Annotated in this window: 21 protein-coding genes; 10 read left to right on the top strand and 11 right to left on the bottom strand. The window is 72.2% G+C overall.

What is annotated here, in order from left to right:
* Positions 1 to 35 precede the first annotated feature (35 nt).
* Positions 36 to 803, bottom strand: a complete 768-nt coding sequence (locus tag PZ894_RS16295) for an Ig-like domain repeat protein (protein WP_275746378.1) — start codon at positions 801 to 803, stop codon at positions 36 to 38.
* Positions 804 to 1,054: 251 nt separating this feature from the next.
* Here PZ894_RS16295 and clpB point away from each other — a divergent pair, with 251 nt between their 5' ends.
* Complete coding sequence (clpB, locus tag PZ894_RS16290; protein WP_275746376.1) at positions 1,055 to 3,640, top strand: ATP-dependent chaperone ClpB; 2,586 nt, start codon at positions 1,055 to 1,057, stop codon at positions 3,638 to 3,640.
* A gap of 35 nt (positions 3,641 to 3,675) precedes the next feature.
* Here the strand turns inward: clpB and PZ894_RS16285 are convergent, their stop codons facing one another.
* Complete coding sequence (locus PZ894_RS16285) at positions 3,676 to 5,067, bottom strand: FAD-binding oxidoreductase (protein ID WP_275746374.1); 1,392 nt, start codon at positions 5,065 to 5,067, stop codon at positions 3,676 to 3,678.
* 15 nt (positions 5,068 to 5,082) lie between these two features.
* Positions 5,083 to 5,994, bottom strand: a complete 912-nt coding sequence (locus tag PZ894_RS16280; protein ID WP_275746373.1) for an AEC family transporter — start codon at positions 5,992 to 5,994, stop codon at positions 5,083 to 5,085.
* 65 nt (positions 5,995 to 6,059) lie between these two features.
* Here PZ894_RS16280 and PZ894_RS16275 point away from each other — a divergent pair, with 65 nt between their 5' ends.
* Positions 6,060 to 6,989: a 2-hydroxyacid dehydrogenase gene (locus tag PZ894_RS16275; protein ID WP_275746372.1), complete on the top strand. Its 930-nt coding sequence runs from the start codon at positions 6,060 to 6,062 to the stop codon at positions 6,987 to 6,989.
* Between the two features lie 2 nt (positions 6,990 to 6,991).
* Here PZ894_RS16275 and PZ894_RS16270 read toward each other — a convergent pair whose 3' ends face one another.
* The gene (locus PZ894_RS16270) at positions 6,992 to 8,215 is read right to left on the bottom strand and encodes an alpha-hydroxy acid oxidase (RefSeq protein WP_275746371.1); all 1,224 of its coding nucleotides are present in this window, start codon (positions 8,213 to 8,215) and stop codon (positions 6,992 to 6,994) included.
* Positions 8,216 to 8,290: 75 nt separating this feature from the next.
* On the opposite strand from PZ894_RS16270, the gene PZ894_RS16265 reads away from it, so the two are divergent.
* Together PZ894_RS16265 and PZ894_RS16260 are read left to right on the top strand one after the other, a co-directional pair.
* A complete protein-coding gene (locus PZ894_RS16265; protein WP_275746370.1) occupies positions 8,291 to 9,412 on the top strand; it encodes a mandelate racemase/muconate lactonizing enzyme family protein in 1,122 nt (373 codons plus the stop codon).
* The gene (locus tag PZ894_RS16260) at positions 9,409 to 10,092 is read left to right on the top strand and encodes a FadR/GntR family transcriptional regulator (protein ID WP_275746369.1); all 684 of its coding nucleotides are present in this window, start codon (positions 9,409 to 9,411) and stop codon (positions 10,090 to 10,092) included. Before PZ894_RS16265 ends, PZ894_RS16260 begins: the two co-directional genes overlap by 4 nt.
* Before the next feature lie 147 nt (positions 10,093 to 10,239).
* Here PZ894_RS16260 and PZ894_RS16255 read toward each other — a convergent pair whose 3' ends face one another.
* Genes PZ894_RS16255 through PZ894_RS16235 form a run of 5 tightly spaced genes read right to left on the bottom strand, consistent with a single transcriptional unit; the run spans position 10,240 to position 15,029 of the window.
* Positions 10,240 to 11,505 carry an enolase C-terminal domain-like protein gene (locus PZ894_RS16255; RefSeq protein ID WP_275746368.1) on the bottom strand — a complete coding sequence of 422 codons (1,266 nt, stop codon included), beginning with the start codon at positions 11,503 to 11,505 and terminating at the stop codon, positions 10,240 to 10,242.
* 10 nt (positions 11,506 to 11,515) lie between these two features.
* Positions 11,516 to 11,911, bottom strand: coding sequence for a universal stress protein (locus PZ894_RS16250; RefSeq protein ID WP_275746366.1), 396 nt, complete (start codon positions 11,909 to 11,911; stop codon positions 11,516 to 11,518).
* A gap of 11 nt (positions 11,912 to 11,922) precedes the next feature.
* Entirely contained in the window at positions 11,923 to 13,446 is a 1,524-nt protein-coding gene (locus tag PZ894_RS16245) for a tripartite tricarboxylate transporter permease (protein WP_275746365.1), read from the bottom strand.
* Positions 13,447 to 13,456: 10 nt separating this feature from the next.
* Entirely contained in the window at positions 13,457 to 14,002 is a 546-nt protein-coding gene (locus PZ894_RS16240; RefSeq protein WP_275746364.1) for a tripartite tricarboxylate transporter TctB family protein, read from the bottom strand.
* A gap of 28 nt (positions 14,003 to 14,030) precedes the next feature.
* Positions 14,031 to 15,029 (bottom strand): tripartite tricarboxylate transporter substrate binding protein, encoded by a 999-nt coding sequence (locus PZ894_RS16235; RefSeq protein WP_275746362.1) that lies wholly within the window; start codon positions 15,027 to 15,029, stop codon positions 14,031 to 14,033.
* Positions 15,030 to 15,166: 137 nt separating this feature from the next.
* Here PZ894_RS16235 and PZ894_RS16230 point away from each other — a divergent pair, with 137 nt between their 5' ends.
* The 5 genes from PZ894_RS16230 (at position 15,167) to PZ894_RS16210 (ending at position 21,056) form a co-directional block, all read left to right on the top strand.
* The gene (locus PZ894_RS16230) at positions 15,167 to 16,078 is read left to right on the top strand and encodes a LysR family transcriptional regulator (RefSeq protein WP_275746360.1); all 912 of its coding nucleotides are present in this window, start codon (positions 15,167 to 15,169) and stop codon (positions 16,076 to 16,078) included.
* Between the two features lie 133 nt (positions 16,079 to 16,211).
* Complete coding sequence (gene kdgD, locus PZ894_RS16225) at positions 16,212 to 17,126, top strand: 5-dehydro-4-deoxyglucarate dehydratase (RefSeq protein ID WP_275746359.1); 915 nt, start codon at positions 16,212 to 16,214, stop codon at positions 17,124 to 17,126.
* A 30-nt stretch (positions 17,127 to 17,156) separates the two neighbouring features.
* Positions 17,157 to 18,656, top strand: a complete 1,500-nt coding sequence (locus PZ894_RS16220) for an aldehyde dehydrogenase (NADP(+)) (RefSeq protein WP_275746357.1) — start codon at positions 17,157 to 17,159, stop codon at positions 18,654 to 18,656.
* Positions 18,657 to 18,717: 61 nt separating this feature from the next.
* Positions 18,718 to 20,040, top strand: a complete 1,323-nt coding sequence (locus tag PZ894_RS16215; RefSeq protein ID WP_275746355.1) for an enolase C-terminal domain-like protein — start codon at positions 18,718 to 18,720, stop codon at positions 20,038 to 20,040.
* Between the two features lie 29 nt (positions 20,041 to 20,069).
* The gene (locus tag PZ894_RS16210; protein ID WP_275746353.1) at positions 20,070 to 21,056 is read left to right on the top strand and encodes a hypothetical protein; all 987 of its coding nucleotides are present in this window, start codon (positions 20,070 to 20,072) and stop codon (positions 21,054 to 21,056) included.
* 48 nt (positions 21,057 to 21,104) lie between these two features.
* On the opposite strand, the gene PZ894_RS16205 is transcribed toward PZ894_RS16210, so the two are convergent.
* On the bottom strand, positions 21,105 to 22,259 hold the full coding sequence (locus PZ894_RS16205) for a pyridoxal phosphate-dependent aminotransferase (protein ID WP_275746351.1): 1,155 nt from the start codon (positions 22,257 to 22,259) through the stop codon (positions 21,105 to 21,107).
* 41 nt (positions 22,260 to 22,300) lie between these two features.
* On the opposite strand from PZ894_RS16205, the gene pyrE reads away from it, so the two are divergent.
* Positions 22,301 to 22,825: an orotate phosphoribosyltransferase gene (gene pyrE / locus PZ894_RS16200; protein ID WP_275746350.1), complete on the top strand. Its 525-nt coding sequence runs from the start codon at positions 22,301 to 22,303 to the stop codon at positions 22,823 to 22,825.
* Positions 22,826 to 22,836: 11 nt separating this feature from the next.
* Here pyrE and PZ894_RS16195 read toward each other — a convergent pair whose 3' ends face one another.
* Positions 22,837 to 23,577: a VTT domain-containing protein gene (locus tag PZ894_RS16195; protein ID WP_275746425.1), complete on the bottom strand. Its 741-nt coding sequence runs from the start codon at positions 23,575 to 23,577 to the stop codon at positions 22,837 to 22,839.
* Positions 23,578 to 23,645: the final 68 nt, after the last annotated feature.

Raw genomic sequence — 23,645 nt, 5'->3', positions numbered from 1 at the left:
CCCGAGGGTCTCGGGCGGGCCGGCATCCGCAGAGATCAGGGCACGACGTGCACGACGATCGGGCTCGAGTAGATGTACTCGGCGAACGACGCGGTCTCGGTGTAGAACGCCTGGAAGGTGTAGTCGCCGACGGGCATCTCCTGGACCTTGGCCAGGAAGCTGTAGCCGCCGAACTCGAACGCGCCGTTGTCGGCGACGCTCGCCATGCAGCAGTAGTCGGGCGAGGAGCTGCCGCCCTTCTTATTGCCGTCCTTGTAGATGTCGACGTAGCCGTCGTTGGCCGGCTTGTCCTTGTACTGCACCGTCCCGGTCATCGCGGGGAGATCCCAGCTGTCCGTGGCCTGCGAGACCGTGAACTCGACGGCCGAGAGCGAGATCGCCGAGTTGTAGACCCGGACCTTCGTGGACTTCTTCTTGCCCTTGTACTTCGCGGTCACCGTGTAGACGCCGGGCGCGTTGGTGCTCGCGAGGCGGTAGCTGGCCTTGCCCTTCCTGAGCTTCTTCTTCGCGACGGCGGCGCCGTTGACGGTGAAGGTGACCTTGCCCTTCGCCTTCTTCTTGCCCTTCTTGGCCACGGCGGTGAGCTTCACGCCGGTCTGGCCGACGTGGGAGTACTTCGCGGACCGCTTGAGCTTGAGCTTGACCTTCTTCTTCGCCTTCTTGCCCACGATCTGGCTGTGCTGGTCGGCGTGGCTGACGCCGGCCGGTGCGGCGTTCGACGCGGTCGCGGTGATGGCGGCGGTGGGCACGCTCAGGGCCAGGGCCGCGACGACGGCGGTGGCGGTGCGATGGATGAGATTCATGCAGGCTGCTGCTCTCTACGATCGGGAGTGAACGGAACTCCCGGCGCGGATGCAGCCCGAGATGTCCCCCGTTTGACGTAGGGGTGCTGCCCGTGGGGCGGGTGGGGCAAACGGGTGGTCTAGTCCGGTTCGTCCGAAATTCGGAAACTGGGGTCGACTTGAGTGGAATGGACTCAACTTTTCTGAGGTTGTGCCAATGAAGGGCCGCGCAGCGGTGGCCGAGTGTCGAGATCAGCAGGAGAATCACGCCCATGAGCCAGTTCGGCGCCGAGAAGTTCACGACCCGCAGCCGCGAGGCGATCGAGGCTGCACAGCTCGCCGCGACGACCGCGGGCAACTCCACCGTCGAGCCCGTCCACCTGCTGGTGGCGCTGCTCCTCCAGGAGGGCGGCACCCCCGCGTCGCTGGTGAGCAAGTCGGGCGCCGACCCGGCCACGCTGGTGCGCGCGGCCGTCGCGGTGCGCGACGGCCTGCCCACCGCCAGCGGCGCCAGCGTGCAGACCCCCAAGGGCTCGGCCGCGCTGACGCGCGTGCTCGCGAGCGCGCTCGACCTGGCCGGAGGCCTCAACGACGAGTACGTCGCGACCGAGCACCTGCTGATCGCGATCGCGACCGTCGAGAGCCCGGCGCAGAAGGTGCTCACCGACGCCGGCCTCACCGCGGACGGGCTGCGCGAGGGCCTGACCGCCGTGCGCGGCAACCGCCGGGTGACGAGCGAGGACGCGGAGTCGACGTACGAGGCGCTGGAGAAGTACTCCGTCGACCTGACCGCCGCGGCAGAGGAGGGCCGGCTCGACCCGGTCATCGGCCGCGACGCCGAGATCCGGCGCGTGGTGCAGGTGCTGTCGCGGCGCACCAAGAACAACCCGGTGCTCATCGGCGAGCCCGGCGTCGGTAAGACCGCCGTCGTCGAGGGCCTCGCCCAGCGCGTCGTCGCCGGCGACGTCCCCGACTCGCTCAAGGACCGCCGGGTGCTCAGCCTCGACCTGGCCGCGATGGTCGCGGGCGCGAAGTACCGCGGCGAGTTCGAGGAGCGTCTCAAGGCCGTGCTCGACGAGATCAAGTCGGCCGAGGGTCAGGTCATCACGTTCATCGACGAACTGCACACGGTCGTCGGCGCGGGTGCCGGCGGCGACTCCGCGATGGACGCCGGCAACATGCTCAAGCCGATGCTCGCCCGCGGCGAGCTGCACATGATCGGTGCGACCACGCTCGACGAGTACCGCGAGCGCATCGAGAAGGATCCCGCGCTCGAGCGCCGCTTCCAGCAGGTCTTCGTCGGCGAGCCGAGCGTCGAGGACACGATCCAGATCCTGCGCGGCATCCAGGAGAAGTACGAGGCGCACCACGGCGTCCGCATCACCGACGCCGCGCTGGTCGCCGCCTCCACGCTCTCCGACCGCTACATCACCGGCCGCCAGCTGCCCGACAAGGCGATCGACCTGATCGACGAGGCGGCGTCGCGGCTGCGGATGGAGATCGAGTCCTCCCCGGAGGAGATCGACCAGCTGCGTCGCCAGGTCGACCGGCTCAAGATGGAGCAGTTCGCGCTCGAGAAGGAGACCGACGACGCCTCCCGCGAGCGCCTCGCCGCGCTGCGCCAGGACCTGGCCGACCAGGACGAGCAGCTGCGCGCGCTCGAAGCCAGGTGGGACCTGGAGAAGCAGTCCCTCGAGGGCGAGGGAGAGCTGCGTCGCCAGCTCGACCAGCTGCGCATGGAGGCCGACCGGCTGCTGCGGGAGGGCAACCTCGAGGCCGCGAGCCGGATCAACTACGAGTCGATCCCCGCCCTCGAGCGCAAGATCGGCGAGGTCGTCGCAGCCGAGAAGACCGACGTCGACCCGCTGGTCGGCGAGGAGGTCGGCGCCGAGCAGGTCGCCGAGGTCGTGGAGGCCTGGACGGGCATCCCCGTCGGCCGGATGCTCGAGGGCGAGACCGCCAAGCTGCTCCGCATGGAGGACGTGATCGGCGAGCGGCTGATCGGCCAGCGGGCCGCCGTGACGGCCGTGAGCGACGCCGTACGCCGCTCCCGGGCCGGGCTCTCCGACCCCAACCGGCCCACGGGCTCGTTCCTCTTCCTCGGCCCGACCGGCACCGGCAAGACCGAGCTCGCGAAGTCGCTGGCCGACTTCCTCTTCGACGACGAGCGCGCGATCGTGCGCATCGACATGAGCGAGTACTCCGAGAAGCACTCGGTGGCCCGCCTCGTCGGTGCGCCCCCGGGCTACGTCGGGTACGACGAGGGCGGCCAGCTCACCGAGGCCGTGCGGCGTCGCCCCTACTCGGTCGTGCTGCTCGACGAGGTCGAGAAGGCGCACCCCGAGGTCTTCGACATCCTGCTCCAGGTGCTCGACGACGGGCGGCTCACCGACGGCCAGGGCCGCACCGTCGACTTCCGCAACACGCTGCTGATCCTGACCAGCAACCTGGGCTCGAACTTCCTCGTCGACCCCACGCTCGACCTCGAGAAGAAGCGGGAGTCGGTGATGGCGACCGTGCGGGCGTCGTTCAAGCCGGAGTTCCTCAACCGGCTCGACGAGGTCGTGGTCTTCGAGGCGCTGACCCGCGACGAGCTCACCCACATCGTCGACCTGCAGCTCGCGCTCCTCGAGAGGCGACTGGCGGTCCGCCGGATCACGATCTCGGTCACCGACGACGCGAAGCGCTGGCTGGCCGAGACCGGCTACGACCCGGCGTACGGCGCGCGCCCCCTCCGTCGCCTGATCCAGACCGCGATCGGGGACCCGCTCGCGAAGATGCTGATCGGCGGGCAGGTCGCCGACGGCGGCCGGGTGACGGTCGAGCGGTCCGACCAGGGCCTGACCATCACCACCTGACGCCGACCCGCCCGAAAGTTTCGGGCGGGTCAGCGTCAGGGGAGGACCTTGCCGGGGTTCATGGCGCCCCGGGGGTCCAGTGCCTGCTTGACCGCGCGCATCAGGTCGTTCTCGACGTCGGACTTGTACGCCGCGGCGGCCTGCCTCTTCAGCGCGCCGAGCCCGTGCTCGGCGCTGATGCTGCCGCCGAGCGCGGCGACCTCGTCGTACACGGCCGCCGTGAGGTCGGGGGCGGCGGCGCGGAGGGCGTCGTCGTTCCCGGCCGGCGCACTCAGGTTGTAGTGGAGGTTGCCGTCGCCGACGTGGCCGTAGGTGACGAGCCGGACGCCGGGCAGCAGCTCCTCGAGCCGCGGCCCGGTCCGGGCGACGAAGCGGGGGAGCTCGGCGATCGGCACGGTGACGTCGTGCTTGACCGAGACGCCCTCGATCCTCTGGGCCTCGGAGACGCCCTCGCGCAGCGCCCAGAGCGACGCGCGCTGGGCCGGACCGCCGGCCACCACCGCGTCGACGGCGAGGTCCGGCCCCACCGCGGCCGCCAGCGCCGCGTCGAGCCGTTCGTCGACGTCGTCGGAGGTGCCGGCGAGCTCGACGAGGCCGTACCACCCGTGGATCCCGTCGAACGGGTCGCGCACCCCGGGGAGGTGGTCGACCACGAGGTCGACGGCCTGCCGGTTGAGCAGCTCCCACGCCGTGAGCAGTCCGCCGCCGTGCTCGCGCAGCACCGGCAGGAGCCCCACCGCGCACTCGACGTCCGGCAGCGCGAGCAGCGCGGTCGCGCGTCGCGGCGTGGCGGGCACGAGCCGCAGGACCGCGGCGGTCACGATGCCGAGGGTCCCCTCGGAGCCGATGAAGAGCTGCTTGAGGTCGTAGCCGGTGTTGTCCTTGCGCAGCGCGCGCAGGCCGTGCCAGACCCGGCCGTCCGGCAGCACGACCTCGAGCCCGAGCACCAGGTCGCGCATCATCCCGTAGCGCAGGACGGCCGTGCCGCCGGCGTTCGTCGCGACGTTGCCGCCGATCGTGCACGAGCCCTCGGAGCCCAGCGACAGCGGGAAGAGCCGGCCCGCCTGCCGGGCAGCCTCCTGCACGGTCTGCAGCACCGCGCCGGCCTCGACGGTGATCGTGTCGGCGACCGGGTCGACGTCGCGCACGCGGCGCATCCGCTCCAGGGAGAGCACGACCTCCCCGCCCCGCGGTGTCGCGCCTGCGGCGAGGCCGGTGTTGCCGCCCTGCGGCACGACCGCGACGCCCGCGTCCGCGCACAGGCCCACGACCGCGGCGACCTGCCCGGTGTCGGCCGGGCGGACCACGGCGGTGGGCGATCCGCGGAAGCGACCGGTCCAGTCGGCGACGTACGACGCGACGTCGTCGGGCTCGGTCAGGACGGCGCCGGGGCCGAGGGCTTCGTGGAGGCGGTCGATCAGCGTCATGGTCTCTCTCCGATGTCAGCCGAGCAGCAGCGCGACCAGCAGTGCGACCGGCAGGCTGCACAGCGTGGTGAGCAGGATGCTCTCGCGGGCGACGGCCTCGCCCACGCGGTAGCGGGTGGCGTGCAGGAAGATGTTCTGGGCGGTCGGCAGCGCGGCGGTGAGCACGACGCCGAGCAGCACCGGTCCGTCCAGGCCGAGGGCCGTGCCGACCAGCCACGCGACGACCGGCATGAAGACGAGCTTGAGCACGGCGACGGTGGAGACCTCGCGGTTGTGGCCGGACCTCCCCGGGAGCGGGCTCAGGCGCAGCGCGGCGCCGTAGGACATCAGCATCATCGGGATCGCCGCGCCCCCGAGCAGTTCCAGCGGCTGCGCGACGACCCGTGGCAGGGTCCAGCCCGTCCCCGCCAGCACCAGGCCGACCAGCGCCCCGATCGTCAGCGGATTGGTCACCAGCCGGCGCAGGATCGTGGCGGCGCCCATGCCGCGACCGGCGTGGCGGTCGAGCGCGACCAGCGCGATCGGCTGCACCACCAGCATCTGCACGAGCAGAGTCGGGACGACGACGGTGATGTCACGCACGACGTACGCCGCGATCGCGAGGCCGAGGTTGCCCGCGTTGACGTACGACGCGGAGAGCGATCCGATCAGCACCGCGCCGCCGTCGAGGCGCCAGCGCAGCCGCGCGAGCGCGGCGTACACCGCGAAGCTGGCGGAGAGCGCGGCCGCGGAGGCGACCAGGTTCGTCGCGGCGCCGCCGATGTGGGTCTTGCCGATCGTCGTCACCATCAGCGCGGGCGAGGCGACGAAGAACGCGATCTCGGCCAGGGTCCGCTGCGAGCGCGCGTCGAGCACGCCGGCGTGCGCGAGGGCGAGGCCGGCGCAGATGACCACGATGATCGTGGAGAAGCCGATCAGCAGGCCCACGCCGTGCCCTCTCGATGCCGCATCGGCAATGGACGATGCCGTGGGCCGCCGCCTACGGTCACGCCGTGACCGAGCGACGAGTGGTGATGGTCGGCAGGATGCGGGCTGAGCTGGACGCCGCGCTGCGTGAGAGGTACGACGCGGTCGGCCTCGACGAGGCCGACCCCGACACTGCGGCGAAGGCGGCGGTCGCGGTGACGAGCGGAGTCTGGGGTGTGCGCGGCGAGCACCTCGACCGGCTGCCCGGGCTGGGTGCGATCGTGAACTTCGGCGTCGGCTACGACTCGACCGACGTGGCCGAGGCCGCGCGCCGCGGCGTCGCGGTGTCCAACACCCCCGACGTCCTCACCGACTGCGTCGCGGACACCGCGGTCGGCCTGGTGATCGACGTGATGCGCGGCTTCTCGGCCGCCGACCGCCTCGTGCGGCGCGGTGACTGGGCGGCGGGCACGATGCCGCCACTGGCCCGCCGGGTCTCCGGCAGCCGCGTCGGCATCGTCGGCCTCGGCCGGATCGGCCTGGCGATCGCGCAGCGGCTGACCGCGTTCGACGCGACCATCGGCTACCACAACCGGCGCGAGCGCACCGATGTCCCGTACACCTACGCCGCCCGGGTTCTCGACCTCGCCCGGGAGAGCGACGTGCTCGTGCTCGCTGCGGCGGGCGGGGAGTCGTCGCGTCACCTCGTCGACGCCGCGGTGCTCGACGCGCTCGGACCGGACGGCTTCCTCGTCAACGTCGCGCGCGGGTCCGTCGTCGACCAGGACGCGCTCGTCGCCGCCCTCGTGCAGGGCCGCATCGCCGGGGCCGGGCTCGACGTCTTCGCCGACGAGCCGCACGTGCCCGAGGCCCTGCTCGGCCGCGACGACGTCGTGCTGCTGCCGCACATCGGCAGCGCCACGGTCGAGACGCGGGCGGCGATGATCGACCTGGCGCTCGCGAACGTCGAGCGGTTCCTGACCGACGGCACGCTGGTCACCCCGGTCCCGGCCTGACCTCACGAGGCCCGCAGCCGCACGTGCTCGGGGCCGATGCTCGCGACGTCCGGGGTGCCGAGCAGGCACATCGCGCGGCGCAGCTCGTCCACGAGCAGGTCGAGGGTGGCCGAGACGCCGCGCTGCCCGCCCACGATCAGCCCGTAGAGGTAGGCGCGGCCGATCATCACACCGCGCCCGCCGAGGCCGACGACGGCCGCGATGTCGCCGCCGGACCGGACCCCGGAGTCGACGTACACCTCCGTGCGGTCGCCGACCGCGTCGACCACCTCGGGCAGCAGCTCGAGCGGCACCGGCGCCCGGTCGAGCTGGCGGCCGCCGTGGTTGGAGAGCACGAGCGCGTCGGCCCCGGCGCGCACGGCCGCGAGCGCGTCGGCGACCGACAGGATGCCCTTGACGACGACGGGGCCGTCCCAGCGCTCCTTGAGCCACGCGATGTCGGTGGGGCGGATCGCCTGCTCGCGCAGCTGGTTGGACATGCCCCAGCGGCCGTACGTCGAGCCCTCGGGGAAGGTCGCGAAGCGCAGCGGCTCGGTGGTCAGGATGTTCGCGACCCAGCCCGGGTGCCGCGCCATGCCGGCCAGGGTCCGCGCGGTGAGCTGCGGCGGGATGGCGAAGCCGTTGCGCTTGTCCTTGCGCTTCATCCCGGTGACGGTGGTGTCCATCGTGAGCACGAGCGCGTCGTACTTCTGCTCCCTCGCCTCGTCGAGATGGGCGAGGCTCACGGCCCGGTCCTTCATCAGGTAGAGCTGGAACCAGTTGCGGCCACCCTCGGCCGCCCGGGCGGTGTCGGTGATCGAGGTCGTGGCGTAGGTCGAGAGCGTGTAGGGGAGGCCTGCCTCGGCGGCGGCCGCGGCCACCGCGCGCTCGCCGCTGTGGTGGCTCAGCCTGGTGTAGCCCGTGGGCGCGAGCACGATCGGCGCGGTCGCGGGCCGGCCGAGGATCGTCGTGGCCACGTCGGGATCCGCGACCTGGCCGAACGCGGTCGGCCGCAGCTCGACCCGGTCGAACGCCGCGCGGTTGCGGGCCATCGCGACCTCGCCGTCCGAGCCGCCGTAGACGTAGTCCCACACCGCGCCGGGCACCCGACGGCGGGCCAGGCGCTCGAGGTCGTCGACGCTGAGGCACCGGGAGAGCCTGCGCTGCGTGGCGTTCCGGTGCACCGGACGGCCCTTGAGGAACGGCTCGAGGTCTCGCCACCGGGGAACCTGTCGGCTCGACGTCACCTCTGGACTCCGCATCACTTGTGGGATAACTTCATAACTCGTCATACAAGTTACCGCATCGAGGGAGAACCCGCCATGGCCGCCGACCGCATCCGGAGCCTGACCCTGTCGCACGTCGTGCTGCCGCTCGACAACCCGGTCAGCGACGCCAAGGTGCTCACCGGTCGGCAGAAGCCGCTGACCGAGACCGTGCTGCTCTTCTGTGAGGTGACCACCGAGCAGGGCCTCGAGGGCATGGGCTTCAGCTACTCCAAGCGGGCCGGCGGACCCGCGCAGTACGCGCACCTCGCGGAGGTCGCCCAGGTCGCGATCGGCAAGGACCCCTCCGACATCGCCAAGATCTACGAGTCGCTGATGTGGGCCGGCGCCTCGGTCGGCCGCAGCGGCGTGGCGACCCAGGCGGTCGCGGCCCTCGACGTCGCGCTGTGGGACCTCAAGGCCCGCCGCGCCGACCTGCCCCTGGCCAAGCTGCTGGGCGCGCACCGGGACTCGTGCCGGGTCTACAACACCTCGGGCGGCTTCCTCCAGGCGTCCGTGGCCGAGATCAAGGCGAAGGCGACCGCATCGCTCGACTCGGGCATCGGCGGCATCAAGATCAAGGTCGGCCAGCCGGACTGGGCCGAGGACCTGCGCCGCGTCGCCGCCATGCGCGAGCACCTGGGCGACACCCCGCTGATGGTGGACGCCAACCAGCAGTGGGACCGCGCCCGGGCCCGCCGGATGTGCCGCGAGCTCGAGCAGTTCGACCTGATCTGGATCGAGGAGCCGCTCGACGCGTGGGACGCCGTCGGCCACGCCGACCTGTCGCGCACCTTCGATACGCCGATCGCGACCGGGGAGATGCTGACCTCGGTGCCCGAGCACATGGCGCTCCTCGACGCCGGTTACCGCGGCATCGTGCAGCCCGACGCCCCGCGCATCGGCGGCATCACGCCGTTCCTGAGGTTCGCGACGCTCGCCTCGCACGCGGGCCTCGCGCTCGCGCCGCACTACGCGATGGAGATCCACCTGCACCTGGCCGCGGCGTACCCGACCGAGCCGTGGGTCGAGCACTTCGAGTGGCTGAACCCGCTCTTCGAGGAGCGCATCGAGATCCGCGACGGTCAGATGTTCGTGCCCGACCGCCCGGGACTCGGCTTCACGCTCAGCGACAGGATGCGATCCCTGACCAAGGAGACCGCTACCTTCGGCCAGTGACGTCCCAGCCCACGCTCGCCCAGACCGTCGTCGCCGGGCTCAAGGCGCGCATCCTCGACGGCTCGCTCCCGGCCGGGGCCAAGCTCCCCTCCGAGAGCGAGCTGATCGAGGAGTACGCCGTGTCCCGGACGGTCATCCGGGAGGCGGTGACCCGGCTGCGCGCCGAGGGCCTGGTCGAGACCTTCCAGGGCCGCGGCTCCTTCGTGCTCGCGATGCCGGAGCCCACGTCGTTCACCGTCGAGGCCTCGGCGATCCGCAGCCAGGCCGACGTCCTCGCGATGATCGACTTCCGGCTCGGCATCGAGAGCGAGGCGGCGTACCTCGCCGCCCGCGACCGCTCGACCGCCGCCGCGGACGCCGTCCGTGCGGCGCTCGAGGACTTCGCCGCCGCCGGCCCCGAGGACGCGGTCGAGGCCGACTTCGCCTTCCACCGCGCGGTCGCGGCGGCGAGCGGCAACCGCTTCTACCTCGACCTCGTCGACTCCATCGGGCCGATGATGATCATGCTCCCGCGCACCCGACTGCCCGAGGAGTTCTCGCTCACCGACGCCGCGCACGTCGACCGGGTCCGGCGCGAGCACGACAACGTCGCGGCCGCGGTGATCGCGGGGGACCCGGAGACCGCCCGCGCCGCCATGCGCGTGCACCTCGGCAACACCAGGCGCCGGCTCCAGGGCTGAGTGGCCCGGCGCCGAGCGGCTGGTTCATCAAGGCATGATGTGGGAGCCGCGCCTCCCTCGGCGAGCTCGGCGCGGGAGGCGGGACTTCACCCTCTTCCCTTGATGAACCGCCCGCCGGCCCGCCGCGCGCCGCACCCCGGGACGGCCCTACCAGCGGGCGGTGTTGGGCGTGAACGACGGCTCGATCGAGCGCATGTAGACGGTGTCCTCGCGGCGCCGGACGCCGCAGGTGAGGTACTGCTCGTGCAGGACGCCGAGCTGGTCGCGGTCGAGGTCGACGCCGAGGCCCGGACCGGTCGGGACGCCGACCGCGCCGTCGGAGAAGGAGAGCACGCCGGGCGCGATCACGTCCTGGGACTTCCACGGGTAGTGGGTGTCGCACGCGTAGGTGAGGTTCGGGGTCGCGGCGGCGAGCTGGACCATCGCGGCGAGTGAGACGCCGAGGTGGGAGTTGCTGTGCATCGACAGCCCCATGCCGAACGTCTCGGTGATGCCGCCGAGCAGCGCCGAGCGCCGCAGCCCACCCCACAGGTGGTGGTCGGACAGCACGATCTGGACCGCGTCGGCCGCGACCGCGGGGGCGAGGTGCTCGAAGGCGATCACGCACATGTTCGTCGCGAGCGGGACGTCGGTGCGGGCGGCGACGTACGCCATCCCCTCGATGCCGGGGGTGGGGTCCTCGAGGTACTCCACGACGCCGGCCAGGCGCGAGGCGACGGAGACCGAGGTCTCGGGAGTCCAGGCACCGTTGGGGTCCAGGCGCAGTGGCAGGTCGGGGTACGCCGCGCGCAGCGCCTCGATCGCCGCGCACTCCTCGTCGGGGTGGAGGACGCCGCCCTTGAGCTTGAGCGAGCCGAAGCCCCACCCCGCGACCATCCGCTCCGCCTGGGCGACGACGCCATCCGGATCGAGCGCCGCGCCCCACTCGTCATCGGGGTGCCCCGGATGGCCGGCCCACTTGTAGAAGAGGTAGCCGCTGAACGGCACCCGGTCGCGCACCGCGCCGCCCAGGAGGTCGCTGACCGGCCGGCCGCACTCGCGACCGACGATGTCCAGGCACGCGACCTCGAAGGGGGAGAGGACGGTGTCGACGGCCGACGAGACGTCGAGCATCCCGCCGAACGACGCGCCGGCGCCCCCGGTCTCGCGGCCGAGCACGTCGGTGACCAGGCGGCGCAGGCCGTTGAGGTCGTAGGGGTCCTGGCCGGGCAGCGCGGCCGCGACCGCCCCGAGCCGGGCGAGATGCATCTCGTCGGCGTAGGTCTCGCCCAGGCCGAGGAGTCCCGAGTCCGTGTGCAGCTCGACGATCGCGCGCAGCGCCCACGGCTGGTGGACGCCGACGACGTTCAGCAGTGGGGGATCCGCGAACGCGACCGGGGTGACGACGACCCGGTTGATCCGGGAGCGGCTCATCACGGGGTGTTCATGCGGGCGGCTTGACGGCGAGCACGGGCACGCTGGCCTCGAGCAGGATCCGCTGCGCGCTGCTGCCCATCACGAGCTTGCCGACCGGCGTACGCCGGCGCAGGCCGATGACGATCAGCCGCGCTCCGGTCTGGCGGACGGCGGCCTCGAAGGTCGCGACGACGTCGGGGCCGTGGTCGGCCTGGTCGACGCGGGCCGTCACCCCCAGGTCGGCGGCCCGAGCGACCAGGGCGGCGGTCGCCGCGTCGTCCACGAGGTCGGCGTCGACGGTGGCGCCCCGGCGCGGGCTGTTGAGGATCACGACGTCGTCGCCGTGGACGGTGGCCTCGGCGAGGCCGGCCTCCAGGGCCGCCTCGCCCACGGGCGTGGGGACGTACCCGATCACGATGGTCATGCTCGTGCCTCTCAGACGGTGGTGTGGTCGCGATCGGCGGGTGCGACCGCGGGAGCCTTGCGGCGCCGGAAGACGAGCTTGGCCGCCGGCCAGAGCGCGACCAGCAGGAAGGCCGCGAAGATGACCCCGGAGATCGGTCGGGTGACCAGGCCCAGCGGGTCGCCGTTCTCGATGATCAGCGACCGGCGGACGTTGTCCTCGAGGATCAGGCCGAGCACGAAGGCGAGGACCATCGGTCCCGGCTCGAACCCTGCCTTCTTCATCAGGTAGCCGATGATCCCGAAGACGACCATCACGAAGATGTCGAACGTCGAGTTGTTGATCGTGTAGACGCCGAGGATCGTGATCAGCGCGGTGAGCGGCGCCAGGATCGCGGGCCGCACCAGCAGGATGCGCACGAAGAGGCCGACCAGCGGGATGCTGAGCATCAGCAGGATCAGGTTGCCGAGGTACATCGAGTTGACGACGCCCCAGAAGACGTCGGGGCGCTCCTCGATCAGCTGCGGCCCGGGCTGCACGTTGAGGACGAGCAGCGCCGCGAAGAGCATCGCCATCGACGCGTTCGCGGGGATGCCGAGCGTCAGCAGGGGGATGAACGACGAGGTGGCGGCCGCGTTGTTGGCGGTCTCCGGTGCGGCGACGCCCTCGACGGCGCCGCGGCCGAAGCGCTCGGGGTGCTTCGAGATCCTCTTCTCGGTGGCGTACGCCGCGAGCGAGGACATCACGGCGCCGCCGCCGGGCAGCACGCCGAGACCGAAGCCGATCACCGAGCCCCGGCCGATCGCGCCGGACGACTGCCTGAGGTCCTTGCGCGAGGGCCAGACGTTGGACACCTTCGCCGGCACGTGCGCCTTGCCGTGCCGCTCCTCGAGGTTGTAGAGGATCTCGCCGACGCCGAAGAGGCCCATCGCGACGATGACGAAGTCGAGGCCGCCCTGGAGCTCGAGGCTGCCGAAGGTGAACCGCTCGGCGCCGGTGAACTTGTCCTGGCCGACCGTGGCGAGCAGCAGCCCGATGGTGGCGGCGATCAGGGCCTTGACGGTGTTGCCGCTGCCGATGGTGGCGACGAGCAGCACGCCGAGGAGCGCGAGCGCGGCGTACTCCTGGGGCCCGAAGTCGAGCGCCCAGCCGGCCACGACCGGCGCGACCAGCGTCATGATCACGATCGACACGGTGGCGCCGACGAAGGAGCCGATCGCGGCGATGCCGAGCGCGGTGCCGGCCTTGCCCTGCCTGGCCAGCGCGAACCCGTCGAAGACCGTGACCACCGTCGACGCCTCACCGGGCAACCGGAGCAGCACCGAGGTGATGGTCCCGCCGTACTGCGCGCCGTAGTAGATGCCGGCCAGCATGATGATCGCCGAGACCGGGTCGACGGAGTAGACGATCGGCAGCAGGATCGCGATCGTCGCCGAGGGGCCCAGGCCCGGCAGCACGCCGATGAGCATGCCGATCAGCACGCCGATCAGGCAGTAGAGCATGTTGTGCGGCTCCGTCACGAGGGCGAAGCCATCGGCAAAGGCGTTGAGGTCCACGGTCTCCCTCTCAGAAGAGGTGGGGCAGCGGGATGCCCAACCCGTAGAGGAACAGGAAGTAGAAGGCGGCCACGGCTCCGACGGAGACCAGGATCGTGCTGCGCCAGGTCTCACCGCCGAGGAAGCGCAGCCAGATCACGCAGAGCAGGAGCGAGGGGATCTCGAAGCCGACGGCCGGCATCAGCGCACCGAGCCCGAGGAAGGTCAGGATCCCGATCGCCGGCAGCAGGCTGGAGCGGGTGAACCTCTCGCTGTCGGCCAGCTGCCGTCCGCCGACCAGCAGCGCCAGCGACAGCGCCGTGATCAGCAGGCTCACCACGAACGGCCACATGCCGGCGCCGGGTTTGCGCAGCGTGCCGAGGCCGTAGCCGTAGGAGAGCACCGTGCCGCCGACTCCGACGGCGAGAGTGACGAGCGCGCCGACCACCTGGTACGCCGGGCCGCCGGCGGGCGGTCGCTCCTCGGCGAGCTCCTCGGCCACCTCGGCCTGGAGCTCGGCCAGGATGTCCGGCTCGCCGGACTCCGGTCGCGGTGCGCGCTCGTCGCTCATCGTCATGTGTCCTCCGTGTGTGCCCGGTGGGGGATCAGCCCTCGCCGAGGTTGATGTCGTACTCCTCGACGAGGTCCGCGTAGCGCTGCTTGTCCTCCTCGAGCTGGGCCACGACCTCGTCGCCGGGGATCTCCATGGGCGTCAGGCTGTTCTGCTCGTTGAACGCCTTGTACTCGTCGGTCTCGAACGTGGCCTGCATCGCCTCGATCAGTGTCTCCTTGACGTCGTCCGGCGTGCCCTTCGGGACGGTCATGAAGCGGTACTGGGCGACCTCGACGTCGAGGCCCTGCTCCTGGGCGGTCGGCACGTCGGGCAGGTAGTCGATGCGCTCGTCGCTGAAGACACTGAGCGGGACCAGCTTGCCGGACTCGATGTTCTCGATTGCCTCGCCGGTCTGCATGCACGCGGTGTCGACCTGGTTGCCGAGCACGGCGGTCAGGGTCGGGGCGCCGCCGTCGAAGGGCACCGCCTCGGCGTCGACGCCGGCCGTCTCGTAGGTGAGCGCGCAGGAGAGCTGGGCGCCGGTCCCGACGCCGGACGTGCCGTAGGTGACCTTCTTGGTGGCGGCCTTGATGTCGCCGAGCGACTTGTAGCCGCTCTTCGGGTTGGTGACGAGCACGTAGTCGTCGCGCGAGACGCCCTGGATCACCTCGAAGTCGTCGATGCTGGTCGCCTCGTCCTCGCTGACCGCGAGCGGCGTGATGACGAAGAGGGACGCGTTCTGGATCGCGATCGTCGAGCCGTCCGGCTCGGCGCCGGCGACCTCCGCGGCCGCGAGCGCGCCGTTCGCGCCCTCGCGGTTGATGACCGGGAAGGACTCGCCCAGCTCGTCGGAGAGACCCTTGGACACCTGGCGGCTGATCAGGTCCGACGAGCCGCCCGCCGAGGCGCCGACGTACATCTCGACGGTGCCGCTCGGGTAGTCGCCACCCCCGTCCCCACCGCCGGTGGAGCTCTCGACACCGCCGCAGGCGGTGAGGGCCAGGCTCGCGCCGCCGATCGCGACGGCGAGGCGGGTGCTGTGCTTGCGCATCGTTACTCCTTGGTCGGTCGCCGGGACACGGTCCGGCGCGGTGTGACCACCGACACTAGGTAGCCACGTCGATGCCCGTCCAAGCCCGATTCGGCATGGAGTGATCCACTGCGTGCATCGTCAACTACGCTGGCCCGGTGATCACGCTCGACCAGGTCCGGTCGTTCGTCGCGGTGGCGGAGGAGCTGCACTTCGGCCGCGCGGCCGAGCGCCTGCAGATGACCCAGCCGCCGCTGTCGCGGCAGATCCAGAAGCTGGAGAGGTCGATCGGGGCCCAGCTCCTCGAGCGGGACAACCGCCGGGTGGTGCTCACCGGCGCGGGCGAGGCCTTCCTCGACGAGGCCTACCGGATGCTCAACCTGGTCGACAGCGCCGGCGACCTCGCCCGCCGCGTCGACGCCGGCGCCGCGGGCGTGGTCCGGCTCGGCTTCACCGCCGTCTCCGCGATCTCGATCCTCGGCCCGCTGCTGCGGCGGCTGACCGCCGAGCTGCCCGACGTCGAGGTGCGGCTCTCCGAGCGGGTGACCAACGCCCAGGTCGACGGGATCCGGCGCGGCGAGCTCGACATCGGGCTGGCGCGGCCGCCGTTCGACACGGCCCTGCTCTCGTCCCGGGTGATCCTGCGCGAGCCGCTGATGGCCGTCGTCCCGGAGGCGCACCGGTTCGCCTCGCTGGGCCGGCCGCTGACGCCGCGGGACTTCGAGGGGGAGGCCGTCATCGGCTACCACCCCCAGCAGTCGCGCTACTTCCACGAGCTCGTGGTGCGCTTCCTCGCCAACGCCCACCCGCGCATCGAGCAGCGGGTCCACCAGGTGCTCACCGCCATGCTGCTCGTCGCCGCCGAGCGCGGGCTGGCCCTCGCCCCCGCCTCCGCGACCTCGCTCCACGTCGAGGGCGTGGTCTTCAAGGAGCTCGACCACCACGGTGGCGACACCCGCCTCGACGCCGATCCGGAGCGGCCGGTGGAGCTGCACGCGATCTGGGCGCGCGACGTCGCCAGTCCCGTCGTACGACGGGTGCTGGGTGTGATCGCCGACGTGGTCGAGTAGCGGCGCCTCACCGGGGCAATGCTCGGAGTGCATCACGAGATTCAAATTCGGGCTTGGACAGGCATCGTTCTGGCTTCCTAGCGTGGTGACCACCGCCACTTGGCGGACCGACGACCGACGAGAAGGACGCCTCGTGACCGAGTACAGCCCCACCGACCTGGCCGCCCAGCTGAAGAGCGGGCTGCTGTCGTTCCCGGTCACCCACTTCACCGACGACCTCGGCTTCGACGAGGGCGGCTACCGCAAGCACCTCGCCTGGCTGGCGGAGCACCCGGTCGCCGGGCTGTTCGCCGCCGGCGGCACCGGCGAGGGGTTCTCGCTCACCTTCGACGAGACCGACCGGGTGGTCCGGGCCGCCGTCGACGAGGTCGCCGGCGCCGTGCCCGTGCTGGCCCCCGCCACCGGAGGCACCGCCAACGCGATCGCGCAGGCCAAGGCGGCCGAGGACGCCGGCGCGGACGGCCTGCTGCTGATGCCGCCGTACCTCACCGAGGCGGGTCAGGACGGCCTCGTCGAGCACGTCAGCCGGATCTGCGCCGCGACCGGCCTGGGCGTGGTCGTCTACAGCCGGGCGAACGCGGTGCTCAACGACGTGTCGGTCGCGACCCTCGCCGACCGCAACCCCACGCTCATCGGCTTCAAGGACGGCGTGGGCAGCATCGAGCAGATGACCCGCACGTACGCCCGGGTGGGGGACCGGCTCACCTACGTCGGTGGCCTGCCGACGGCGGAGACGTTCGCGTTGCCGCTGCTCCAGCTCGGCGTGAGCACCTACTCCTCCGCGCTCTTCAACTTCCTGCCGGGGTGGGCCATCGAGTTCTACGACGCCGTGCGCGCCCAGGACCGCGACGAGGTCTACCGTCGGCTCAACGAGTTCGTGATCCCCTACCTGGACATCCGGGACCGCACTCCCGGGTACGCGGTCTCCATCGTCAAGGGCGGCCTGGCCGCGGTCGGCCGGCCGGCCGGGCCGGTCCGCCCCCCGCTGACCGACCTGCGGGCCGAGGAGGTCGCCGAGCTCCGCGACCTGGTCGCCCGCGTCTCCTGATCTCCCCACCGAACTTCCCGGGAGGAACCCATGTCTGAGCAGCCCCGCTCGATCATCGCCGGCGCCGAGTCCGACCGCGCCGACCTCGTCGCCGCGACCACCGCGGCAGCCGCGGCGTTCGGCTCCTACCGGGCGACGACGCCCGAGCAGCGCGGCGCGTTCCTCGACTCGGTCGCAGACGAGATCGAGGCCGACAAGGTGGCGATCGTCGAGGCCGCCGTGGCGGAGAGCCACCTCCCCGAGCCCCGTCTCGCCGGCGAGGTCGGGCGCACGACCGGGCAGCTGCGGATGTTCGCCGGCGTCGTACGCCGCGGCGACCACCTCGGCGTCCGGATCGATCCCGCCCTGCCCGACCGCGCGCCGCTGCCGCGCGCCGAGATCCGGCAGCGCCACGTCGCGCTCGGCCCGGTCGCCGTCTTCGGGGCCAGCAACTTCCCGCTCGCGTTCTCCACCGCCGGCGGCGACACCGCGTCCGCGCTCGCCGCCGGCTGCCCGGTCGTCGTCAAGGGCCACCCCGCCCACCCACGCACCGGCTTCCTCGTCGCCCGCGCGATCGGCCGCGCCGTCGAGAAGCACGGGCTGCCCCCGGGCACCTTCTCCTTCCTGCTCGAGGTCGATGGACAGCGCGGCATCGACCTCGGGCAAAAGCTCGTCGCGGACCCGCGGATCAAGGCCGTCGGGTTCACCGGCTCCCGCGGGGGTGGCCTCGCGCTCGTCGCCGCGGCCGCCGCGCGGCCGGAGCCGATCCCGGTGTACGCCGAGATGTCCTCGATCAACCCCGTCGTGGTGCTGCCCGGCGCGCTCGGGGGCGACGTGGCCGCGCTCGCGACGGCGTACGTCGGCTCGCTCACCCTCGGCTCCGGCCAGTTCTGCACCAACCCCGGCCTGCTCTTCCTGCCCCGCGGCGAGGCGGGCGACGCGTTCCTGGCCGCCGCCGCGGCGGCCGTGCGCGAGGCGGCCGGTGCCCCGATGCTCACCCCGGCGATCGCCGCGGCGTACGCGTCCGGCACCGAGCGGCTGCGGGGCGCCGAGGGCGTGCGCGTCATCGCCGAGGGCTCGGGTGCCGACGGTGCGCCGGCGCCCCAGCTCGTCGAGGCCGCGGCACTGGGAGCGCCGGTGACCGACGAGGTCTTCGGCGCCTCCGGCGTCGTCGTCCGCTACGACGACGTCGACGACCTGCTGCCGCACCTGGAGTCGCTCGAGGGCCAGCTGACCGCGACCGTGCACGCCACCGACCGGGACGCTCCGGCGGCCCGTGCGCTGCTGCCGGTGCTGGAGCTCAGGGTCGGGCGGATCCTCTTCAACGGCTGGCCGACCGGTGTCGAGGTCGGGCACGCGATGGTCCACGGCGGCCCGTTCCCGGCGACCTCCGACTCGCGGGGGACCTCGGTCGGCAGCCTCGCGATCGAACGCTTCCAGCGTCCGGTCGCCTACCAGGACGTGCCGGCCGACGTGCTGCCCGAGGCGGTGCGCGACGACAATCCGTGGGGCCTGGTCCGCCGGATCGACGGCGAGCTCCAGCTGCCGTGACCTTCACACAGAGTTCCCCTCCTCGGCTGCGCTCCCCCGAACAACTCGGCGGGGGCCCCGAATGAGCAGCACCATCGCCCAGGTCGAGGTCGTGCCCGTCGCGGGGCGCGACTCGATGCTGCTCAACCTCAGCGGCGCGCACGCGCCGTACTTCACCCGCAACCTCGCGGTCGTCACCGACAGCGAAGGTCGCGAGGGCGTGGGGGAGGTGCCCGGCGGGGAGGCGATCCGCGCCACGATCGCCGACGCGGCGGCGCTGCTCGTCGGGCAGCCGGTCGCGACGTACCGCTCGCTGCTGCGCAGCGTCGCCGCGCGCTTCGCCGACCGCGACGCGGGCGGTCGCGGCCTGCAGACCTTCGACCTGCGCACGACGGTGCACGCGGTGACCGCGCTGGAGTCGGCGCTGCTCGACCTCGCCGGTCAGGCGCAGGGAGTACCGGTCGCCGAGCTGCTCGGCGACGGGCAGCAGCGCACGCAGGTGCCGATGCTCGGCTACCTCTTCTACGTCGGCGACCCCGACGACACCGACCTGCCCTACCTCCGCGAGCCCGACGGCGCCGACGACTGGGAGCGGGTGCGCCGCGAGAAGGCGCTCACGCCAGAGGCCGTCGTCCGGCTGGCCGAGGCGGCGCAGCAGCGCTACGGGTTCGTCGACTTCAAGCTCAAGGGCGGGGTGCTCGCGGGCGAGGAGGAGGTCGCGGCGGTCACCGCGCTCCACGAGCGCTTCCCCGACGCGCGGATCACCCTCGACCCCAACGGCGGCTGGCTGCTCGCCGACGCGATCCGCCTGCTCCGCGGCACCGACGACGTGCTCGCGTACGCCGAGGACCCGTGTGGCGCCGAGGGCGGCTACTCGGGACGCGAGGTGATGGCCGAGTTCAAGCGCGCGACCGGGCTGCGCACGGCCACCAACATGATCGCGACCGACTGGCGGCAGATGGCGCACGCCGTGCGCACCGACGCCGTGGACATCCCCCTCGCCGACCCGCACTTCTGGACGATGGCCGGCTCCGTGCGGGTCGCCCAGCTCTGCCACGACTTCGGGCTGACCTGGGGCTCGCACTCCAACAACCACTTCGACGTGTCGCTCGCGATGTTCACCCACGTCGGCGCCGCGGCGCCCGGCGAGATCACCGCGCTCGACACGCACTGGATCTGGCAGGACGGGCAGGGGCTCACCGAGGAGCCGCTGCAGATCCGCGCGGGCGCGATCGAGGTGCCCACGGCGCCCGGGCTCGGCGTACGTCTCGACCGCGACAAGGTCGCCGCGGCCCACGAGCTCTACCTCGAGCACGGCCTGGGCGCCCGCGACGACGCGGTCGCGATGCAGTTCCTCGTCGAGGGCTGGGTCTTCGACGCCAAGCGCCCCTGCCTCGTGCGGTGAGCCGCCCACGCACGTGGTGAAATGACCGCGTGAGCGAATCGGCACCGACCCGCCCCCGCCAGGTCACCCTGGCGGGCTGGCTGCTGATGGTCGGGTCCGCCCTCGTCGTCGTGCTCGTCTACCAGCGCGTCGGCTCGCTGCACTCGCTCGAGACGCAGGCCGCGGTCGACCGCTTCCTCGCCGAGCCGCCGGGCTCCGACCTGGGCATCTCCGACGACACGGCCATCGCGGTGATGCGCGCCCTCGCCATGGTCACCGGTGGATGTGCGGCGGCCGCCGGCGTGCTCGGCTACCAGGTGCTGCGGCGCAGCCGGGGCGCCCGGCTCGCGGTGACCGTGCTCGCGGTGCCCCTCTTCTTCGCCGGGCTGGTGACCGGCGGCTTCCTCAGCTCGCTCGTCGCCGCCTCCGCCGCCATCTTGTGGTTGCAGCCGTCGCGGTCCTGGTTCGACGGCCGCACGCCGCCCGAGCGGCCGGCGGCACCGGTCGCCGGGTCGGCGCCTCCCGCCGAGTCCCACCCCGTGCACCCGGCGCAGTCCCAGCACGCACAGCCCGCCCACCCCCTTCAACCGACACGGCCCCGGGCCGTCGTCTGGTCCGGCGTGCTGACCTGGATCTCCACGTCGGTCACCGTCCTGGCCCTGGTCGTGAGCGCCGTCGTGCTGGCGGTCTGGCCCGACCGGATGCTCGACGAGGTGCACCGCGACAACCCCGAGCTGGTCGAGCAGGGCATCTCCGACGACCTGCTCATCGGCGCGACGTACCTCCTCATCGCCGGGGTCGTCCTCTGGTGCGCGTCGGCGGCGGCCCTGGCCGTGCTGGTGCTCCGCGGCGCCGAGTGGGCGCGCATCGTGCTGATCATCTCCGCCGCGACCGCGGCCGCCCTCTGCCTGCTGGGCACGCTCATGGGCGCCGTCCTGCTGGTCCTGCCCCTGGTCGCCAGCGCGCTGTGCATCCGCCTGCTCGTGCGCACCGACACCCGCGCCTGGTGCGCCCCCCGCCGGGGGGATACTCCCTGACATATTCGGGGTCTCCGGGCGCGGTGAGAACCCCGAAAACGTCAGGGACTATCGCGCCAGGTCGGCCCTCGCCAGCCGCGCGATGCCCTCCTCGATGACCGCCGGCTCCTTGCAGAAGGCCCAGCGCACCAGGTGGCGGCCGGCGTCGGAGTCGTAGAACCCCCGGGTCGGGATGGCGACGACGCCGGCGCGCTCGGGGAGGGCGAGGCAGAAGGCCGGGCCGTCCTCCCAGCCGAGGCCGGAGATGTCGGTGGTCGCGAAGTAGGTCCCCTCGGGCACGCGTACGTCGAGGCCGACCTCGGCCAGTCCGGCGCAGAGCAGGTCGCGCCGGGCCCGCAGGTCGGCGGCCAGCGCGGAGGGGAAGTCCGGCTCGTCGTCGAGGGCGTGCGCGACCGCCGGCTGCAGCGGCGAGCCCGAGGTGAAGGTCAGCCACTGCTTGGCGGCGAGCACCGCCCCCACCAGCTCCGCCGGGCCCGTCGCCCAGCCCACCTTCCAGCCGGTGAACGAGTAGGACTTGCCGGCGCTCGAGAGCGTGAGCGTCCGCTCGAACATCCCCGGCAGGGTCGCCAGCGGGACATGGGCGTGGCCGTCGTACACGAGGTGCTCGTAGACCTCGTCGGTGATCACCACGAGGTCGTGCTCGAGCGCGACGTCGGCGACCGCCCGGAGCTCCTCGGCGGTGAGCACCGTGCCGGTCGGGTTGTGCGGTGAGTTCAGCAGCACGAAGCGGGTCCGCGGCGTGACCGCCGCGCGCAGCTCGTCGGCATCCAGCCGGAAGCTCGGCGCCCGCAGCGTGACCGGGTGTCGCACGCCGCCGGCCATCTGGATCATCGCGGTGTAGGAGTCGTAGTAGGGCTCGAGCACGACGACCTCGTCGCCGGGGTTCACCAGCCCGAGCAGCGCGGCGGCGACACCCTCGGTGCAGCCGGTGGTGACGACGACCTGGCTGTCGGGGTCGAGCTCGAGGCCGTAGTGGCGCAGCTGGTGGCGCGCGATCGCCTGCCGGAGCGCGGGTACGCCGGGGCCGGGCGCGTACTGGTTCTGCCCGCCCTCGAGCGCCTGCACCGCGCGGGCGATCACGGCGGGCGGGCCGTCGACGTCCGGGAACCCCTGGCCGAGGTTGACCGACTGGGTGCGGACCGCGAGCGCCGACATCTCCGAGAAGATCGTCGGCGGAATGCCGTCGAGACGCTGGGCGAGCATGCAGCCGACAGTAGCCGGAGTCATGGCTAGGCTCTGGAGGCGTGGACGAGACCCTCGCTGCCGACATCGACGCGACCTGCCGGCTGACCGGGGAGTTCACGCTCCGCTCCGGTCAGCCGGCGACGGAGTACTTCGACAAGTACCTCTTCGAGGCCGACCCCGAGCTGCTGCTCCGGGTGGCGCGGGAGATGGTGTCGCTGCTGCCGCCCGACACCGACCTGCTCGGCGGGCTCGAGCTCGGCGGTGTGCCGATCGCGACGATGGTCAGCAGCCTGACCGGCCGCCCGGCCCTCTTCGTGCGCAAGTCGGCCAAGGAGTACGGCACCTGCAAGCTCGCCGAGGGCCCGGGCGTCGCCGGCCGGCGGGTGACGCTGATCGAGGACGTGATCACCACCGGCGGCGCCGTACGGGACGCGACGAACGCGCTGCGGGCCGCCGGTGCGACCGTCGAGGTCGTCATCTGCGCGATCGACCGCAGCCCCGAGGGGGAGAAGCCTCTCGCCGATGTCGGGCTCGAGGTGCGTCCGGTGCTCACCAAGGCGCAGCTGGACGCCGCGCGGGGCTGAGCCGCGCCGCGTCAGTCGCGGTGGGTGGTGTCCAGGCCCATGATGTCGAGGTCGGGCACGCCGTCGTCGTCGTTGTCGGCGGCCCGACGGCTCGACGTACGCCGGTGCCGCCACCACTCGTAGGCCACCGGCACGACCGTGAAGGCGAGGATGACGAGGATCGCCTTGTCGATGTTCTCGCCGAGGCTCGGGAAGGCCTGGCCGAGGGTGAACCCCAGCAGCAGGATGCTGCCGACCCAGAGCACGGCGCCGACGAAGCTCCACACGAAGAAACGCCGCCGGTCCATCCGGGTCACTCCGGCGACGACGGTGATGAAGGTGCGCACGAACGGGACGAAGCGGCCGATGACCAGCGCCTTGTTGCCGTGCTTCTCGAAGAACGCGTGGGTCTGGTCGAAGTACTTCTTCTTGAGGATCCGGCCGTCGCGCTCGTAGAGCGGTGGCCCGATGGCGCGGCCGATCTCGTAGCCGACGACGTTGCCCAGGAACGCCGCGACCGTGAGCAGCACGAAGGCGATGAGCATCTCGACGAGCGGCGGCGTGCCGAACATGTCGATCCGGCCGGAGTTGAGGAAGAGGCCCAGCGCGAAGAGCAGAGTGTCTCCGGGGAGGAACGGGAAGAACAGCCCGCACTCGACGAAGACGATGGCCAGGCTGACCCAGTAGAAGGCGCCGCCGAAGCGGTCGAGGAGCCAGTTGGGATCCATCCAGTCCATGCCGAGCAGCAGTGGCTGCACGAGCAGGGCCTCCATCACGCCACCACGGTACCGGCCGGGTCCACAAGATCCGGTATCCGCGTGGTGGCCCGTTAGCCAATGGT

It is taken from the genome of Nocardioides sp. YIM 152315, from assembly GCF_029210375.1.
Taxonomy (GTDB): domain Bacteria; phylum Actinomycetota; class Actinomycetes; order Propionibacteriales; family Nocardioidaceae; genus Nocardioides.
This window is presented reverse-complemented; position numbering and strand designations above follow the sequence as displayed.

What these genes read in the sequence shown, in the direction of transcription:
- PZ894_RS16295 (WP_275746378.1), bottom strand. Translation starts at nt 803, where the DNA reads ATGAATCTCATCCATCGCACCGCCACCGCCGTCGTCGCGGCCCTGGCC.
- clpB (WP_275746376.1), top strand. Translation starts at nt 1,055, where the DNA reads ATGAGCCAGTTCGGCGCCGAGAAGTTCACGACCCGCAGCCGCGAGGCG.
- PZ894_RS16285 (WP_275746374.1), bottom strand. Translation starts at nt 5,067, where the DNA reads ATGACGCTGATCGACCGCCTCCACGAAGCCCTCGGCCCCGGCGCCGTC.
- PZ894_RS16265 (WP_275746370.1), top strand. Translation starts at nt 8,291, where the DNA reads ATGGCCGCCGACCGCATCCGGAGCCTGACCCTGTCGCACGTCGTGCTG.
- PZ894_RS16255 (WP_275746368.1), bottom strand. Translation starts at nt 11,505, where the DNA reads ATGAGCCGCTCCCGGATCAACCGGGTCGTCGTCACCCCGGTCGCGTTC.
- PZ894_RS16250 (WP_275746366.1), bottom strand. Translation starts at nt 11,911, where the DNA reads ATGACCATCGTGATCGGGTACGTCCCCACGCCCGTGGGCGAGGCGGCC.
- PZ894_RS16240 (WP_275746364.1), bottom strand. Translation starts at nt 14,002, where the DNA reads ATGACGATGAGCGACGAGCGCGCACCGCGACCGGAGTCCGGCGAGCCG.
- PZ894_RS16235 (WP_275746362.1), bottom strand. Translation starts at nt 15,029, where the DNA reads ATGCGCAAGCACAGCACCCGCCTCGCCGTCGCGATCGGCGGCGCGAGC.
- PZ894_RS16220 (WP_275746357.1), top strand. Translation starts at nt 17,157, where the DNA reads ATGTCTGAGCAGCCCCGCTCGATCATCGCCGGCGCCGAGTCCGACCGC.
- PZ894_RS16215 (WP_275746355.1), top strand. Translation starts at nt 18,718, where the DNA reads ATGAGCAGCACCATCGCCCAGGTCGAGGTCGTGCCCGTCGCGGGGCGC.
- PZ894_RS16205 (WP_275746351.1), bottom strand. Translation starts at nt 22,259, where the DNA reads ATGCTCGCCCAGCGTCTCGACGGCATTCCGCCGACGATCTTCTCGGAG.
- PZ894_RS16195 (WP_275746425.1), bottom strand. Translation starts at nt 23,577, where the DNA reads ATGGAGGCCCTGCTCGTGCAGCCACTGCTGCTCGGCATGGACTGGATG.